Source organism: Delftia sp. SD018 (assembly GCF_017355445.1).
In the GTDB taxonomy this organism is placed as follows: Bacteria; Pseudomonadota; Gammaproteobacteria; order Burkholderiales; family Burkholderiaceae_C; genus Comamonas; species Comamonas acidovorans.
This window is the reverse complement of the sequence record NZ_JADDRN010000039.1, coordinates 24,779-41,124: the sequence shown is the minus strand read 5'-3', so window position 1 is coordinate 41,124 and position 16,346 is coordinate 24,779. Positions and strand designations below refer to the sequence as shown.

Genomic DNA, 16,346 nt, shown 5'->3' with positions numbered 1-16,346 from the left:
TGCATTCGGCGGCGCACAGCTGGCCACCGCGCAGGTGCAGGACGGCGAACCTGCCGCTGGCCGGGTCGCCGCGCAGCACGGTCTGGTCGCCATGGCCGGGCAGGCCGGCGATCTGCAGCTTGGTGTCGTACTGATCGGACCAGAACCAGGGCGCTTCATGGGCGGGCAGTGCGCGGCCCGTGATGGCGCAGGCTGCGCGCCGGGCCTGTTCGAGCGCGCTGGGCACGCTTTCGAGCCGGTGCAGCCCGGGGTAGCCGGCCAGGGGGCGGCGCGTGGCATCGCCTATGGCGTAGATGCCGGCCATGGCGGTACGGCCTTCGCCGTCCACGGCAATCCCGCCCGCGCAGTCCAGGCCGAGGGACTGCGCCAGCTCCACGCTGGGCGCTGCGCCCACGCCGATGAGCACGGCATCGCACTCCAGGCGGGAGCCATCGGCCATCCTCAGGCCCGTGATGCCGGTGGGGCTGTCGCCCTGGATGGCGGTGACCGAGGCGTTGAAATGCACCTCCACGCCCTGGCCTGCATGCAGGCCGTGCAGATGTGCGGCCATCTGGGGCGAGGCGCTGCGCGACAGCAGCCTGCCTTCGCGCTCGATGACCCGGACCTGCACCCCCAGCTTGCGGGCCGTGGACGCGACTTCGAGACCCACATAGCCGCCGCCGATGATGGCCAGGCAGCGGGCGGTCTGCAGGTGGCCCCGCAGCGCCTGCGCGTCTTCCATGGTGCGCAGGTAGGTCACGCCGGGCCGCTCACCCCCGGGCAGGGCCAGCCAGCGCGGTGCGGCGCCTGTGGCAATGACCAGGTGGTCGTAGTGCAGTGCCGACCCGTCGTTCAGCGCTACCTGCCGCGAGCCCGGCTCTATGGCCATGGCGCGCACGCCCAGGCGCAGGGCAATGGCCTGGTCGGCATAGGCGCTGGCGGGCCGCAGCAGCAGATCGTCCGGGTCCATGGCCTGCTGCAGCCAGGCCTTGGACAGCGGCGGGCGCTGGTAGGGCGGCAGGTCTTCGCCGCCGACCAGGGTGATGGGACCCGGGTGGCCGTACTGGCGCAGCAGGGCGGCCAGGGTGCCGCCGGCATGCCCGGCGCCGATGATGACGGCGTGGCCTTGGGGGTGTTGTGCGGGGGTCATGATGCACCTTTGCACGAGGCCTGGACTGCGGGGCGGGCGCAGATCTCGTTCCAGGCTTGCCGCATGAAGCGTGCGGCCGCCACGTTCTGCGCCAGCAGGTCATAGCGTGCGCCCAGGCCGTAGTCGGGCAGGTTGATGAATTCGGTGGTGAGGTGGCGCAGCGGGCTGTGCGGGTGCGCGTGGTGGTAGGCCAGCACCTTGCGGATGGCCTCTTTGGAGGGCTCCAGCAGATAGGCGTGCCAGGGCGAATGCCATTCGCCGGGGCCGGGCCGCAGCATGGGGTACTGGATGCCCCGGCCCGTGCTGCCGTCCTCGTTGCGGTGCCACAGGTTCAGGGGTTGGTTGGGGCCGGCTGCGCGCAGCTGGGCCCAGCGCACGATGCCCATGTCCAGCCATTGTTCGCACAGCGAGCCGGGCTCGAAGGGGTCCAGCACCAGTTCGCCGCTCTCCACCAGTTCGCGCACGCCCGACAGTTCCTGCTCGGCCGGGTTGCCGATCTTGAAGTTCACATGGCTGTAGTCCAGCGTGAAGTGGAAGGGCACGCCATGCGCCTGCACGCGCCGGGCCACCTCGCGTACGCGCAGGAAATCCTCGGTCCACATGTTGACGTGCAGCTCGAAGCTGGGCTCCACGCCCAGAGACATGGCGTCGTCGTAGACGCGCAGGTAGTGCTCGGTGATCTCGGCATCGTCCAGCACATGGCCGTCGCGGTGGTGCTTGAAGGTCATGATGTTGTGGCAGCGCGCGCCTATGGCCTGGCAGATGCGCAGGTTGTGGGCCAGCAGGGCCTCGTCCTCGCCCAGGCGGTAGAACCAGCTGGCCGTGTGCACGGGCAGGTTGAACTCGGCGATGGCGGCCTCGTACTCGGCCATTTGCGTGCGCAGAGGCAGGCGGTCGAAGCAGTCGAAGGCGCCGGTTTCACTGACCAGGCGGAACTGCTCGCGTATGGGCAGCTCCTGAAGGCCGATGGGCTGGTGGCGCGAGGAGCGCTGCACGCCACGGCCGTTGCAGCCGATCGGCGGGAGGGTCGGGTGGGTATCGTCGTGCATGGCCCGCTCCTCAGCCGCCCGTGGGTGCGCCCTCGATCATGCGGTCCACCATGCGGCGCATGCGCCGGGGGGCCGCATCGATGGCGATCTTGATGGTCTTGCGCGTGGCAAAGCGCTTTTCGTTGCGCTCTATGGCTTCGAGGATGGCCTTGTCCTCGGCGAAGGCGACCCGGAAGTCGGCGGAGAGGGCCGCATTGGTGTCGGCATCGGCCGTGAAGTTCTTGACGTGCAGCCAGTGGTCGATGGAGGTGTTCCGGTCCACGGGCGTCATGAAGTGGCAGGCATAGATCTGCATGCAGTTGTCGCGCCGGCCCTCGGGGGCGCCCGTGCCCGTGGCGGCACTGCCGAAGTCGATGATGGCGATGCTGGGCGCGTGGTAGTGGTAGTAGTGCCAGCGGTCCACGTTGCCGCTGAAATTGCCGTACTTGGCGAACAGCGGAATGGCCGGCGCATCGATGATCCAGCGCCAGGTGACGATGCGGCCGTCCAGCTCCTCGTGGTGCACGGGGATGTCCTCGCTGGCCGCGTTGCCCAGCGTGCTCAGGTGCACGAAGCTCACATGGGCCGGGTCGCAGAGGTTGTCGGCCAGGTTCAGGTAGTTGGCCTGGATGCGCAGCGCATCGCCTTCGACGGCACTCCACGCCGGGTCGTGGTACTGGGGCAGGTCGAACACCGGCACGCTGTCGGCGCGCGAGGGATCGCCCATCCAGATCCAGACCAGGCCCATGTTCTCCTTGACCGGATAGGTGGTCACCACGGCTTTGCCCGGGATCATGTCCTGGCCCGGCACGCGCGTGCAGCGGCCGCTGCAGTCGAAGGTCAGGCCGTGGTAGCCGCATTCGATGGCATCGCCCTTGAGCTTGCCCATGGACAGCGGCAGCAGGCGGTGGGGGCAGGCGTCCTCCATGGCCACGACGGCGCCGGCCTCGGTGCGGTAGAGCACCACGTCGCGTTCGACGATGCGGTGCGCCGACAGCTGGCGGCCCACGTTGCGCGACCAGGTCAGCGGGTACCAGGTATCGAGTACATAGGTTTCCATGGGGACTCTCCTTGTTGAGTGTTCATTCAATTTTGTTTGAGTGAACACTCAATTTCAATATGGCGTTTTTCCCTAGAATGGCCGACGCAACGCCCCCTTCACCTGACGCCGTGCCCATGACCACTGATCCCGAGGAAGTTCCCGCCACCCCGAAGCGCAAGGCTGCGCCCGCCAGGAAAGCCGCTGCGAAGTCGGCCCCTTCCAAGGCCCCTGCCAAGGCGTCTGCGGGGCGCAAGCGGACTGCCAAGACCGGCAAGACGACCAAGGAGGCCATCTTGCTGGCGGCTGAGATCGAGTTCGCCAGAAGTGGCTACGACGGCGCCAGCGTGCAGCGCATCGGCAAGCAGGCCAAGTGCTACGAGAGCCTTCTCTACTACCACTACGGCAGCAAGGACAAGCTGTTCGCCGCCGTGCTGGAGAACGCCTACCGCAAGCTGGTGGAGGCCGAGGCGAAGCTGGTGGTGGACTTCGACGATCCGCGCGCTGCGCTGGAGGCCGTGGTGCGCTTCATGTGGCGCTACTACCAGGAGCACCCGGAGCTGATCTTCCTGCTCAACACCGAAAACCTGCTCAAGGGCAAGCATCTGAAGAAGGCCTCGGGCATACGCGACTTCTTTCCCAACGCCATCACGCTGCTGCGCAAGGCCGTGGAATCGGGAATGGCCCAGGGCCTGTTCCGTCCCGATGTGCACATCGACGATCTCTACATCACGGTCATGGGACTGGGCTACTTCTACCTCTCCAACCGCCACACGCTGAGCGCCTTCTTCGACAAGGAGCTGCTGCAGCAGGCCGAGCTGCAGCGCTGGGGCGACCACATGGTGGAGACGGTGTTGCGCGTGGTGCAGCAGCCACCGGCCCAGCCCCAGCCCCGGACTCAGAAATAGTGGCGCAGGCCCAGCCCCCAGGTCTGGCCGCTGCCGGCGCCCATGCCCGTGATGCGGTCGTGCAGGCTGTTGAGGTAGATGTCCGTGCGCTTGGACAGGGGGTAGTCATAGCCCACGGCCCAGGTGTTGCGCCTGGCGTCTTCGGCGCCCGAGGTGCGCGCATGGCCATATGAGGCCAGCACGGCGCCCGGGCCTGCGGGAATGGACAGGCCGAACTGGCCGCTGTTCCTGCGGCGGTCTGCGCCGGCCACGGTGTCGGCCAGCCGCTGGTACTGGGCGAACAGCTTGACCATGCCCAGATCGTAGGAGCCGCCCAGCAGCCAGGCGCTCTGGCGGTCAAAGCCGGTGGCGGTAGCGGTGGTGGCGGCATTGGGATAGGCCACGCTCTGGTAGGCGAGGGCGGCGGCGAATGCGCCGCCCGCATAGCTGAGGCTGGCGCCGTACTTGTCCGCATCGCGGCGCTGGGATGCGGGCGTGCCGGCCGGCGGCTCGAACGAATACTGCAGCCGTGCCGTGAATCCGCCCCAGGACGGGCTGTTGTAGAGCAGGCTGTCGCTCCAGCCCGAGTCGCCCCGCAGCGGCGCGGCGGCCGTGCCGTTGGGCCCGAAGCTGTGCAGCACCGCGGGTGAGAACGAAAAGGACCCTGCATACGGGTTGAAGGCGATGGTGGCCAGCCAGTAGGGGGTGGTGTTGCGCCCCAGTTGCAGCGTGCCCCAGCCGCTGCTCAGGCCCACATAGGCGCTGCGCGCAAAGAAGGCGTCATTGGCAAAACGCCCTTCGGCGCCGCTGTCCGCGCGGTAGAAGGCCTCCAGTGCAAACACGGCCTTCAATCCAGAACCCAGGTCCTCCGTTCCGCGCAAGGCCCAGAAATTCGTCTGCATGCCGCCTGGCGTGAGCACGCCCGTGCCCTTGTCCGCGCCCAGCGGGCGCGAGAACCCCGCGAAGGCATCGATCTGACCCTGCAGCGTGACCTGCGCGCCCGCCGGCAGCGGTGCGATGGCATGGAGCAGGGCAAGTGCCGGGGCGGCCAGGGCAATGGCTTGTCCTGTCCTTGAATGCAGTCTGGGCATGGGGTGTCTCCTTGGTTCTGATCACGGATGTCATTCCGCGGATTCGGGGTTTTGAAGCGTATGCACTTGAATTGAGTCGGGTTCACTACAAAGGAGCACCAAGGCATTGCGTGAGTTGACGCCCCTTGTTTCTCTTGCGTACAGGGATTTTTGTGCGACTTGATCGATGATTGCTATCGGGAAACTACTTGATTTGTTTTTGACTATCGTGCGTAGCATTGAGCGTAGGCACTTGAAATTTCCACTGCAGACAGATGTTTCCGCCGGATCCGGCTGCAGTGCGCCAACGCGGCGACGCAGGGCCATGAACGGTGGCAATGGTCAACACAGCAAGGAGCTGAAATGTCAGTTCACAGCAATGCAGGCATTGGCGGTATGCAGGGGCAGGGGGTCCATTTGCGGGAGCAGGAGAAGGAGCAGCGGCAGCTGTACGGGCGCGTGACGTGGCGGCTCGTGCCCTTCTTCTGCCTGTGCTACCTGGCCGCCTATCTGGACCGCATCAACGTGGGGCTGGCCAAGCTGCAGATGCAGCAGGACCTGGGCTTCAGCGAGACGGTCTACGGCCTGGGTGCGGGCCTGTTCTTCGTGGGCTACATCCTCTTCGAGGTGCCCAGCAACCTGGTGCTGGCGCGCATGGGCGCGCGGCTGTGGATCGCTCGGATCATGATCACCTGGGGCCTGATCTCGGGCGCGACCATGTTCGTGAGCACGCCCATGCAGTTCTATGTGCTGCGCTTTCTGCTGGGTGTGGCCGAGGCGGGGTTCTTTCCCGGCGTCATGCTGTACCTGACCTACTGGTATCCCACGCGCATGCGCAGCAAGATCATGGCGCTGTTCCTGATCGGCCTGCCGCTGGCCAGCCTGGTCGGGGCGCCGCTGTCGGGCTGGATCATGACGGCCTTTGCCGGCGTGCGTGGCCATGCGGGCTGGCAGTGGCTGTTCTTCCTGGAGGCGATTCCCTCGGTGGTGCTGGGCCTGCTGGTCTTCGTCTACCTGCCCAACAGCATCGAGTCGGCCCAATGGCTGTCGCCGCGCGACAAGGGCGTGCTGCGCGCCAACCTCGACAGCGACAGGCTGGCCGAGTCCCACCATTCGCTGTGGGCGGCGCTGTCCAGCGGCCGGGTCTGGCTGCTGGGCATGATCGACCTGAGCCTGATGATGTCCACCTATGCCATCAGCTTCTGGCTGCCCACCATCATCCGCGAGGCCGGGGTCAGGAGCACGGCCGAGATCGGCCTGCTCACGGCCGTTCCCAATGCCTTTGCCATCGCTGCGCTGCTGCTCAACGGCATCAGCTCCGACCGGCGCCGCGAGCGGCGCTGGCACATCGTGCTGCCGGCACTGGCGGGCGCGGCCGCCATGGCGCTGAGCACGCTGTACACCGGCCATGTGTTCGCCACCGTGCTGCTGTTCTCTCTGGCGACGGCGGGCATCATGGCAGCCTTTCCCGTGTTCTGGTGCCTGCCCGCCACGTTCCTGACGGGGCCGGCGGCGGCCGCAGGCATTGCGCTGATCGCCTCCATTGCCAACCTGGGAGGCTTTGCGGCCACCTATTTGCTGGGCTGGCTCAAGGATCTCACGCACTCGTCGAGCGCAGGCCTGCTGCTGTTCGCCGCCTGCCTGGTGGCCGGCAGCCTCTTGACGCTGGCCCTGCCCAAGGCCGTGGTCAACCGCTGAGGTCAGGCTGTGCGCCTGTTCAGCGCATGGTCACGAACTCCTCGGCCGCCGTGGGGTGGATGGCCACGGTGTCGTCGAAGTCGCGCTTGGTGGCGCCCATCTTGAGCGCCACGGCAAAGCCCTGCAGCATCTCGTCCATCCCCAGGCCGATGCCGTGTATGCCCACGATGCGTTCCTCTGGGCCCACGCAGACCAGCTTCATGCGCGCGGGCTGGCGGTGGCGCGTGACGGCCGTGTACATGGCGGTGAAGGCCGATTGGTAGACCTTGACCTGATCGTCGCCAAAGCGCTCGCGTGCCTGCGGCTCGGTCAGGCCCACGGTGCCGATGGGGGGGTGGCTGAAGACCACGGTGGGCACGTTGTCGTAGTCCAGGTGCTCGCCCGTCTTGCCGTTGAACAGGCGCTCGGACAGGCGCCGGCCGGCGGCCACGGCCACGGGCGTGAGTTCGATGCGGCCCGTGATGTCGCCCACGGCGTGGATGCCGGGCACATTGGTGTCCTGGAACTTGTCCACCGCGATGTGGCCGCTGTCCTGCAGCGCCACGCCCGCGGCCTCCAGGTTCAGGCCCGAGGTGTCGGGCCTGCGGCCCACGGCCCAGACCACGCAGTCCACGGTGTGGCTGCTGCCGTCCTGCAGTTGCAGGTCCAGGCTGCCGTCTGCGTTGCGGACCACGGCCTTCGGGGTGGCCTGGCGGTGCACGGCGGGGCCTTCGGCCTCCATGATCTCCATCAGGGTCTGGCTCAGCAGCGGATCGAACCCGCGCAGTGCCGAGTTCTGGCGCAGGAACAGATGGGTCTGCGAGCCCAGCGCGTGCAGCACGCCGGCAATCTCCACGGCGATATAGCCGGCACCCACCACGGCCGTGCGCGCAGGCAGGGCCTTGAGGGCGAAGAAGCCGTCGGAGTCGATGCCCAGCTCGGCGCCCGGAATGTCGGGCCGTGCCGGGCGCGTGCCCGTGGCGATGAGGATGTGATCGGCACTGAGCCGCTGGCCGCCCACCTCCACGGTGCGCGCATCCACGAAGCGGCCAAAGCCCTGGATCAGCTCGACCTTGTTGCGCGCCAGGCCGCTTTCATACGAGGCATGGATGCGGTCGATGTAGGCGCTGCGGCTGTCCAGCAGGCGCTGCCAGTCCAGGCGGTCGACGGTGGCATCCCAGCCGTAGTCGGGGCCGTAGCGGTGCATGGCCTCGCCGATCTGGGCCGCATGCCACATGACCTTCTTGGGCACGCAGCCCACGTTGACGCAGGTGCCGCCGATCTCGCCGGCTTCGATCAGCGCGCAGTGGCGCCCGTGCATGGCGGCGCGGTTGGCCGATGCAATGCCGCCGCTGCCGCCGCCGATGACGATGTAGTCGTAGTGCTTCATGGAGATTCCGTGCTGTGTCTGAGCGGCCCGAATGCCGCAGCCGGCCATCTTGCCCTGTTCGCCGGCCAGGGGCCTGCGGCGGGGGCAATGTCGTGATCTCCAGGCGGCAGGCTCAGCTGCGCTGCGGCTCCAGCGTCTTCGTGTACAGCGCCTTGCCGTCCAGGTCCTTGAGCACCACGGTCAGCGCCTGGCTGCGGTGGTCTATGTCGAGCTGGCCGAAGAACTGGAAGCCTTCGCTGGGCGCGGAGTTGGCATGGCCCGCGCTTTTCTGGAAAACGACTTCGCCGCCAAAGGTCCTGTCCATCTCGTTGGGTCCGAAGCCGCCCGCATTCAGCGGGCCGGAGACGAATTCCCAGAACGGGTCGAAGTCCTGGAAGCTGGCGCGCTCGGGGCTGAAATGGTGGGCCGCCGTGTAGTGCACGTCGGCCGTGAGCCAGACCACGTTGTGGATGCCCGCATCCTTGATGCCCTTGAGCAGGCGCGCCATCTCCAGCTCGCGGCCCCGGGGTACGCCATGCTCGCCATTGGCCACGGCCTCCCACTGGGCGCGGCCCTCGGCATCCTTGCCGTCGGGCACGAAGAGGCTGATGGGCATGTCGCTGGCGATCAGCTTCCAGGTGGCGCGGCTGCGCTTGAGGCCGTCCAGCAGCCACTGCACCTGGGGGCGGCCCAGCATGTCGGTGTCCGGGCCTTCGGCCGCCTGCAGGTTGTGGCTGTTGGGGCCGCGGTGGCTGCGCATGTCGATCACGAAGATGTCGGCCAGCGGGCCCTGGGGCAGGCGGCGGTACAGGCGCTGGTGCATGGCCGCGCCGAAGGGACGCATGGGCGCGTATTCCATGAAGGCGCGCTGGCCGCGCGCCGCCAGCAGCTGCACGTTCTTTTCGGTGTAGCGCGCGTCGTTGGCCACGCTCTTGCTGTCCGAGTAGTTGTTGGTGACCTCGTGGTCGTCCCACTGCCAGATCTGGGCGACCTCGCTGCCCAGGGCGCGCACGTTGGCGTCCATGAGGTTGTAGCGGTGGCGGCCCCGGAATTCGTCCAGCGTCTCGGCCACCTTGGCGACCTCGGGCGTGACCAGGTTCTTCCACAGCGTGCCGTCGCGCAGCTTCATCTGCGCGGCAATGGGGCCGTCGGCATAGATGGTGTCGCCGCTGTGCAGGAACACGTCGGGGTCGGTCCTGCGCATGGCCTCGTAGATGCGCATGCCGCCAAAGGCCTCGTTGATGCCGAAGCCCTGGCCTGCGGTGTCTCCGCTCCACACCAGGCGCAGTGGCCGCGTGGCGGGCATGCCCGCCGCCAGCGGCGTGCGAAAGTGCCCCTGCACGGCGGGCGAGCGTACATTGGCGCTGGCAAAGTCCTCCAGCACCACGCGGTAGAAGATGTCCTGGCCCGCAGGCAGGCCCTGCAGGTCGATGCGGCCCGTGCCGTCGCTGCTGTCCATCAGCAGATCCGGCCCGCGCACGCGCGTGGGGTTGGCAAAGCCGGAGGTGGTGGACCATTCGATCCACATGCGCGCATCGCGGCTGGCGCGCGCCCAGACGATGGCGCGGTCAGCCAGCACATCGCCGCTTTGCAGTCCCGAGGGCAGCAGCGGCCGCGCCGCGTCGCGCGTGATGGCGGCGGGGGCCACCTGGGCCTGGAGGATGGAGGGCAGCAGCGAGCCGCCAGCGGCGGACAGCAGAAGATGGCGGCGGAGCATCATGGCGGGGGAGTGGGTGTGGAAAAGCGTTTGGCAGAGCGTTTGGCAGGGGGCTTGGCGACCCAGCCTAGCGCCCACCGATGACCGGGCCGTGACCGTGCGTTGGCCCGGGATGAATTGCAGGCACAGCCGTGCCGCACACGATGGATGGGATGGGCATGGATTCTCTGATCACGGCGGCGGCCCGTGCGCTCGCGGTTGGCGACCCCCTTGGCGCGCTGAACCGGGTGGCGCTGCGCGACGATGCGCCCGCGCTGGCACTGCGTGGCATCGCCATGGCGCAACTGGGCGATCTGGTGCGGGCCAGGGCCTTGCTGCGCAGCGCTGCGCGCGCCTTCGGCGCCCATGAGGCCGTGGCCCGGGCCCGCTGCGTAGTGGCCGAGGCCGAGATTGCACTGGCCCTGCGCGAGCTGGCATGGCCGGCCCGCAGGTTGGTTGCGGCGCGGGCAGTGCTGCAGGCGCATGGCGATCCCGTGAACGCCGCGCATGCAGGCTATCTGGAAATACGCCGTTGCCTGCTGCTGGGCCGGCTGGGCGAGGCCGAGGGTCTGCTGGGCGGACTGCGGCCCGCGCTGCTGCCTGCCGCCTTGCAGGCATTCCATGCCCTGGCCCTGGCGGGTATCGCCATGCGCCGATTGGACATCCGTGCGGCGCACAGTGCGCTGGCCGATGCCGCGCAGGCGGCCGGCGCCGCCGGCATTGCAGCACTGGCCGCCGAGGTGGGGCAGGCCGCCCAGGCCCTGCACGCGCCTGCTGCAGTGCTGCTGGAGCGGGAGCCGGCCGGACCGCAGGCTCAGAAGCTGCTGTCGCTGGATGAGGCCGGGACCCTGCTGACTTCGGGCGCGCTGGTGGTGGATGCCTGCCGCCATGCGGTGCGCGCCGGACCGGCGGCGGTCTCGCTGGCGGGGCGCCCGGTGCTGTTTGCGCTGGCGCGCGCGCTGGGCGAGGCCTGGCCCGGCGATGTCTCACGCGAGGCGCTGGTGGCGCAGGTATTTCGCGCCCGTCAGGCCGATGATTCGTACCGTGCGCGTCTGCGTGTCGAGATCGGCCGCCTGCGCCGCCTGCTGCGGCCGCTGGCCGAAGTTCACGCCACGCCCCTGGGATTTGTGCTGGCGCCCCGGCAGGCCCGGGTGGCCGTGCTGGCACGGCCCGTGGAAGGTGCGCCGGGCGTGCTGTGCGGGCCGGTGCTGGCGCTGCTCTCCGATGGCGAGGCCTGGGCCAGTTCAGCGCTGGCCCTGGCACTGGGCGCGAGCCAGCGCAGCGTCCAGAGGACCCTGGAGGCGCTGGAGCGCGACGCGCTGGCGCAGCCCGTGGGCCGGGGGCGCGCCCGCCGCTGGGTGGCCCGGCCTGCGCCGGGATTCACGACGACTTTGTTACTCCCCGCTGTGCTGCCGGCTGGCTAGCATGGGCCGACCAACGCAACCAGGAGTTCCGCATGAAGACAGAAGCTGCAGAAATCATCCGCGAGTACGGTCCCTTTCCCGGCATCGATTGCGTGCACGGGGTGTCCTACGACGGCAGCCAGGTCTGGTTCGCCACCGGCACCCAATTGCAGGCGCTGGACCCCGACAGCGGCCGGATCGTGCGCAGCATCCCTGTGCCGGGCGATGCCGGCACGGCCTTCGATGGCCGGCATCTGTTCCAGATCGCCAATGACCGTATCCAGAAGATCGACCTGTCCACCGGCCATGTGCTGGCCACCATTCCTGCACCCGGGGGCGGTGGTGATGCCGGCGATTCGGGAATGGCCTGGGCCGAGGGCTCGCTGTGGGTGGGGCAGTACCACGGCCGCAAGATCCATCAGATCGATCCCGACACTGGGGCGGTGCTGCGCACCCTGGAGTCCAACCGCTTCGTCACCGGCGTCACCTGGGTGGACGGCCAGTTGTGGCACGGCACCTGGGAAGAGGGCCAGAGCGATCTGCGGCGCCTGGACCCGGACAGCGGTGCCGTGCTGCAGCGGCTGGAGATGCCGGCCGGCACCGGCGTGTCGGGGCTGGAATCCGACGGCGGCGACCGCTTCTTCTGCGGCGGCGGAGAAAGCGGCCGCATCAGGGCCGTGCGCCGGCCCCGGCAGACGCAGCAGCCCTGAGGCCTACCTGCCCGCGATCTGTGCCGCGATGGCCTGGCCCACTTCGGTGGTGCTGGCCGTGCCGCCCAGGTCGGGCGTGCGGGGGCCGTTCTTGATGACTTCCTCGATGGCCGAGACGATGGCGTCGTGCGCCGCGCGGCCTGCGCCCTGGCCGTGGGTCAGGAAGTCCAGCATCAGCGCTGCCGACCAGACCATGGCGATGGGGTTGGCGATGTTCTTGCCGTAGATGTCGGGCGCCGAGCCGTGCACGGGCTCGAACAGGCTGGGGAAGCTGCGGTCGGGGTTGAGGTTGGCCGAGGGGGCCAGGCCGATGGTGCCCGTGGTGGCCGGGCCCAGGTCGCTCAGGATGTCGCCGAACAGGTTGGTGGCGGCCACCACGTCGAAGCGGCCCGGCTGCAGCACGAAGCGCGCGGTCAGGATGTCGATGTGCTGCTTGTCCAGCGTGACGTCCGGGTAGGCCTTGGCCACGTCCTCGGCGCGCTGGTCCCACCAGGGCATGCTGATGGCGATGCCGTTGCTCTTGGTGGCCAGGGTGACGTGCTTGCGCTCGCGGCTTTGGGCCAGGTCGAAGGCGTACTTGAGCAGGCGCTCGGCACCCTTGCGCGAGTAGACCGATTCCTGGATCACGATCTCGCGGTCCGTGCCCTCGTACATGATGCCGCCCAGCGAGGTGTATTCGCCTTCGGTGTTCTCGCGCACCACGTAGTAGTCGATGTCGCCGGGCTTGCGGCCGGCCAGCGGGCAGGGCACGCCTTCGAACAGGCGCACGGGGCGCAGGTTGATGTACTGGTCGAACTCGCGGCGGAACTTGAGCAGCGAGCCCCACAGCGAGACATGGTCGGGCACGGTGGCGGGCCAGCCCACGGCGCCGAAGAAGATGGCGTCCATGCCGCAGAGCTGCGCCTTCCAGTCGTCGGGCATCATTTTTCCGTGGGCCAGGTAGTAGTCGCAGTGGGCCCAGTCGAAATGGTGGAATTCGAGCTTGATCGCAAAGCGGCTGGCGGCGGCCTCCAGCGTGCGCAGGCCTTCGGGCATGACTTCCTTGCCAATGCCGTCACCGGCGATGACGGCGATCTTGAATGTGTCTTGCATGGTGTCTGTCCTTGGATCGAATGGATGGATATGAAGCGGCGCCGCTGACAGCCTGGCCGCATGCATGGCATTGTTGGCTGCGCCAGGGCTAAATACAATCGGCCAACTGTGGTTCCATTGTTTACAGATCGTGAATAAACAACCGGCTCCCGAAGACCTGCGTGTCTTCACCGTGGTGGCCCGCAAATCCGGCTTTGCCGCTGCGGCCGAGGAATTGGGTGCATCGCCCGCCTATGTGAGCAAGCGCATCCGCCTGCTGGAGCAGGAGTTGGGCGTGAAGCTGCTGCACCGCACCACGCGCCGCGTGGCCGTGACCGAGGAGGGCGAGCGCGTATTCCACTGGGCGCAGCGCATCCTCGACGACATGGACCAGCTGATGCAGGAGGTGGCCATCACGCGCAGCGAGCCGCGCGGCCTGCTGCGCGTGAGCAGCAGCTTCGGCTTCGGGCGGCATGTGATCGCGCCGGCGCTGTCCCGGCTGGTGGAGCGCCATCCGGGGCTGCAGGTGCGGCTGGATGTGTTCGACCGGCTGGTGGATGTGGCGGGGGAGGGCTTCGATCTGGATGTGCGCGTGGGCGACGAGATCGCGCCCCACCTGATTGCACGGCGGCTGGCCGACAACCACCGCGTGCTGTGCGCGGCGCCTGCCTACCTGGCGCGCCGTGGCACGCCGCGCACGCCGGCCGAGCTGTCGGCCCACGACTGCCTGGCCATCAAGGAGCGCGACCAGGCCTTTGGCGTGTGGCGGCTGCGCGCGGGCGCCGCCGAGCAATCGGTGAAGGTCACGGGGCCGCTGTCGGCCAACAACGGCGAGATGGTGGTGCAGTGGGCCGTGGACGGGCGCGGCATTGCGCTGCGCTCGCTATGGGATGTGGGCGCCCATCTGCAGGCCGGGCGCCTGGTGCAGCTGCTGCCCGAATGGCGGCAGGAGGCCAATGTCTGGGCGGTCTATCCGACGCGGCTGCAGCTGTCGGCCAAGGTGCGGGTGTGTGTCGAATTCCTGCAGGAGCACTTTCAGCAGGAATGGGCGGCAGCAGCGTCCTGAAAAGGGCGCGGCTGCCGCAGCAGGCTCAACCTGCCAGGGCGGCCTTGACGGCAGCTGACACCTGGCCCATGTCGGCCTTGCCAGCCAGTTGCGCCTTGACCGCGCCCATGACCTTGCCCATGTCGCCGGGGCCGGAGGCACCCAGCTCGGCCACGATGGCCTTCACGGCGGTGGCCACTTCCTCGGCCGACATGCGTGCGGGCAGGTAGGCGGTCAGCACGGCCATTTCGGCCTTTTCCTTGTCGGCCAGGTCCTGGCGGCCCGCGCCCTCGAAGGCGGCGATGCTGTCCTTGCGCTGCTTGATCAGCTTGTCCACGATGGCGATGACGGCGGCGTCGTCGAGCTCGACGCGCTCATCGACTTCCTTTTGCTTCATCGCGGCCAGCAGCAGGCGGATGGTGCCCAGGCGTTCGCTGTCCTTGGCGCGCATGGCGGTCTTCATGTCTTCGGTGATCTGGGCCTTGAGGCTCATGGCATTTCTCCTGAGGTAGTGGCGTCGGAAAACAAAAACCAAAAAACAAAAACAAAAAACCCGCGCCTGGCGTCCCGAGCGCGGGTTTTGCGGCTGACGAGAGCCGGCTGGTCAAGGGCTGATCAGTACAGCTTCTTGGGCAGCTGCATGCTGCGAACGCGCTTGTAGTGACGCTTGACGGCGGCAGCCTTCTTGCGCTTGCGTTCGGATGTGGGCTTCTCGTAGAACTCGCGAGCGCGCAGGTCGGTCAGCAGGCCGAGCTTTTCGATGGTGCGCTTGAAGCGGCGCAGGGCAACTTCATAGGGCTCGTTTTCTTTTACGCGGATGGTGGTCATTAGCTAGATTTCCAGATATCTGTGCTGACAGCGGGTTCTCGGGAAGATCGGGCCTGAGAGCCATGTTCAGCGGTTGGTCCCCGTCAATAGTTAACTAGTATTGGCCGACGGGCAATTGCCAGCAAAGCGGGCGATTATACGCGAGACGAAAGCGATCTGACAAATCACGCACAAGGCAAGGCCTGCGCGCAGGCATACCCGCTGGCCCAGGCCCATTGGAAGTTGTATCCGCCCAGCCAGCCGGTGATGTCCACCACTTCGCCGATGCAGTACAGGCCGGGCTGGGTCTTGCATTCCATGGTCTGTTGCGAAAGCGCACGCGTGTCCACCCCGCCCAGCGTCACTTCGGCCTTCTTGTAGCCTTCGGTGCCGGTGGGCACGATCTCCCAGCGCGACAGGCGCTCGGCCAGCTGGTTCAGGGCCTTGTCCGAGGCTTCGGCAATGGGGCGCTGCCAGGCCGCGTCCTGCTGCACCCAGGCATCGGCCAGGCGCGAGGGCAGCCACTGCGCCAGTTCGTTGGCGATGAGCTTGCGCGAGCGCGACTTGGCTTTGAGCAATTCGTCCTGCAGGTCCACCTCGGGGGCGAGGTTGATGCACAGGGGCGTGCCGGGCTTCCAGTAGCTCGAGATCTGCAGCACGGCGGGGCCGGACAGGCCGCGGTGCGTGAACAGCAGGTCTTCCATGAAGGCCATGCGCTCTTTCTTGCTGCCGGTGCTGATCTCCACGGGCAGGGCCAGACCCGCGAGCTGGGCGTAGGGGGCCCAGGCGTCGCCATCGAAGGTCAGCGGCACCAGGCCCGGCGTGCGTTCGACCAGGGGCAGGTCGAACTGCTGGGCCAGGCGGTAGCCGAAGTCGGTGGCGCCGATCTTGGGAATGGACAGCCCGCCCGTGGCGATGACCAGGCTGGGCGCCTGCACGGCGCCACGGCTGGTCTGCAGGCGGTACTGGCCATCCGCATGAACGACGGAATCGACCTTGCAGGGCTGCCAGCGCTGCACGCCGCCGGCCTGGCATTCGGCCAGCAGCATGGCGATGATGTCCTCGGCCGAGCGGTCGGCGAACAGCTGGCCCTTGTGCTTTTCATGGTGGGCAATGCCGTGCCTGTCCATCAGCGCGATGAAGTCGGCCGGCGTGTAGCGCGACAGGGCCGAGCGGCAGAACTGCGGGTTGCCGCCCACGAAGTGCTTGTGCGGCGCACGCACGTCCAGATCGCGGTTGGTGAAGTTGCAACGGCCGCCGCCCGAGATGCGGATCTTCTCGGCCACCTTCTCCGCGTGGTCCAGGAGCAGCACCGACAGGCCCCGCTGTCCGGCCTGGGCCGCACAGAACAGACCGGCCGCGCCGGCGCCGATGACGATGGCGTCGAAAGAGAGGGAAGAGGTCACAAAAACGTC

At 67.9% G+C, this 16,346-nt stretch carries 15 protein-coding genes; 5 read left to right on the top strand and 10 right to left on the bottom strand.

The features are described 5' to 3' along the window. The 3 genes from INR38_RS26200 to INR38_RS26190 all read right to left on the bottom strand — a co-directional run. A partial coding sequence (locus INR38_RS26200; RefSeq protein WP_207444366.1) for an FAD-dependent oxidoreductase occupies positions 1–1,129 on the bottom strand: 1,129 nt, incomplete at its 3' end. After that, positions 1,126–2,178, bottom strand: coding sequence for a xylose isomerase (locus INR38_RS26195; protein WP_207444365.1), 1,053 nt, complete (start codon positions 2,176–2,178; stop codon positions 1,126–1,128). The genes INR38_RS26195 and INR38_RS26200, both read right to left, overlap by 4 nt. Positions 2,179–2,188: 10 nt before the next feature. Next, positions 2,189–3,217 carry an aromatic ring-hydroxylating dioxygenase subunit alpha gene (locus tag INR38_RS26190; protein WP_207444364.1) on the bottom strand — a complete coding sequence of 343 codons (1,029 nt, stop codon included), beginning with the start codon at positions 3,215–3,217 and terminating at the stop codon, positions 2,189–2,191. A 116-nt stretch (positions 3,218–3,333) separates the two neighbouring features. Between INR38_RS26190 and INR38_RS26185 the strand changes: the two genes are divergently transcribed. Then, a complete protein-coding gene (locus INR38_RS26185) occupies positions 3,334–4,104 on the top strand; it encodes a TetR/AcrR family transcriptional regulator (RefSeq protein WP_123692353.1) in 771 nt (256 codons plus the stop codon). Here the strand turns inward: INR38_RS26185 and INR38_RS26180 are convergent. After that, a complete protein-coding gene (locus INR38_RS26180; protein WP_207444363.1) occupies positions 4,095–5,174 on the bottom strand; it encodes a porin in 1,080 nt (359 codons plus the stop codon). The two genes, INR38_RS26185 and INR38_RS26180, sit on opposite strands and share 10 nt — an antisense overlap. A gap of 375 nt (positions 5,175–5,549) precedes the next feature. Here INR38_RS26180 and INR38_RS26175 point away from each other — a divergent pair, with 375 nt between their 5' ends. Further along, positions 5,550–6,851 (top strand): MFS transporter, encoded by a 1,302-nt coding sequence (locus INR38_RS26175; protein ID WP_207444368.1) that lies wholly within the window; start codon positions 5,550–5,552, stop codon positions 6,849–6,851. A gap of 19 nt (positions 6,852–6,870) precedes the next feature. Here INR38_RS26175 and gorA read toward each other — a convergent pair whose 3' ends face one another. Both gorA and INR38_RS26165 read right to left on the bottom strand, forming a co-directional pair. Further along, on the bottom strand, positions 6,871–8,220 hold the full coding sequence (gene gorA / locus INR38_RS26170) for a glutathione-disulfide reductase (RefSeq protein WP_034391427.1): 1,350 nt from the start codon (positions 8,218–8,220) through the stop codon (positions 6,871–6,873). Between the two features lie 112 nt (positions 8,221–8,332). Then, positions 8,333–9,919: an alkaline phosphatase D family protein gene (locus INR38_RS26165; RefSeq protein WP_207444362.1), complete on the bottom strand. Its 1,587-nt coding sequence runs from the start codon at positions 9,917–9,919 to the stop codon at positions 8,333–8,335. A 155-nt stretch (positions 9,920–10,074) separates the two neighbouring features. Between INR38_RS26165 and INR38_RS26160 the strand changes: the two genes are divergently transcribed. Next, entirely contained in the window at positions 10,075–11,319 is a 1,245-nt protein-coding gene (locus tag INR38_RS26160) for a helix-turn-helix domain-containing protein (protein ID WP_207444361.1), read from the top strand. 32 nt (positions 11,320–11,351) lie between these two features. Then, positions 11,352–12,008, top strand: coding sequence for a glutaminyl-peptide cyclotransferase (locus INR38_RS26155; protein WP_013803483.1), 657 nt, complete (start codon positions 11,352–11,354; stop codon positions 12,006–12,008). Between the two features lie 3 nt (positions 12,009–12,011). On the opposite strand, the gene INR38_RS26150 is transcribed toward INR38_RS26155, so the two are convergent. Then, positions 12,012–13,100: a tartrate dehydrogenase gene (locus INR38_RS26150; protein ID WP_099734277.1), complete on the bottom strand. Its 1,089-nt coding sequence runs from the start codon at positions 13,098–13,100 to the stop codon at positions 12,012–12,014. A gap of 130 nt (positions 13,101–13,230) precedes the next feature. On the opposite strand from INR38_RS26150, the gene INR38_RS26145 reads away from it, so the two are divergent. Then, positions 13,231–14,145, top strand: coding sequence for a LysR substrate-binding domain-containing protein (locus tag INR38_RS26145; protein WP_170962064.1), 915 nt, complete (start codon positions 13,231–13,233; stop codon positions 14,143–14,145). A 25-nt stretch (positions 14,146–14,170) separates the two neighbouring features. On the opposite strand, the gene INR38_RS26140 is transcribed toward INR38_RS26145, so the two are convergent. From INR38_RS26140 to INR38_RS26130, 3 genes are all read right to left on the bottom strand, one after another. After that, on the bottom strand, positions 14,171–14,617 hold the full coding sequence (locus INR38_RS26140) for a GatB/YqeY domain-containing protein (RefSeq protein WP_012204282.1): 447 nt from the start codon (positions 14,615–14,617) through the stop codon (positions 14,171–14,173). Between the two features lie 122 nt (positions 14,618–14,739). Then, positions 14,740–14,952 carry a 30S ribosomal protein S21 gene (gene rpsU, locus INR38_RS26135; protein ID WP_012204283.1) on the bottom strand — a complete coding sequence of 71 codons (213 nt, stop codon included), beginning with the start codon at positions 14,950–14,952 and terminating at the stop codon, positions 14,740–14,742. Positions 14,953–15,116: 164 nt separating this feature from the next. Continuing rightward, the gene (locus tag INR38_RS26130) at positions 15,117–16,337 is read right to left on the bottom strand and encodes an NAD(P)/FAD-dependent oxidoreductase (protein ID WP_207444360.1); all 1,221 of its coding nucleotides are present in this window, start codon (positions 16,335–16,337) and stop codon (positions 15,117–15,119) included. Positions 16,338–16,346: the final 9 nt, after the last annotated feature.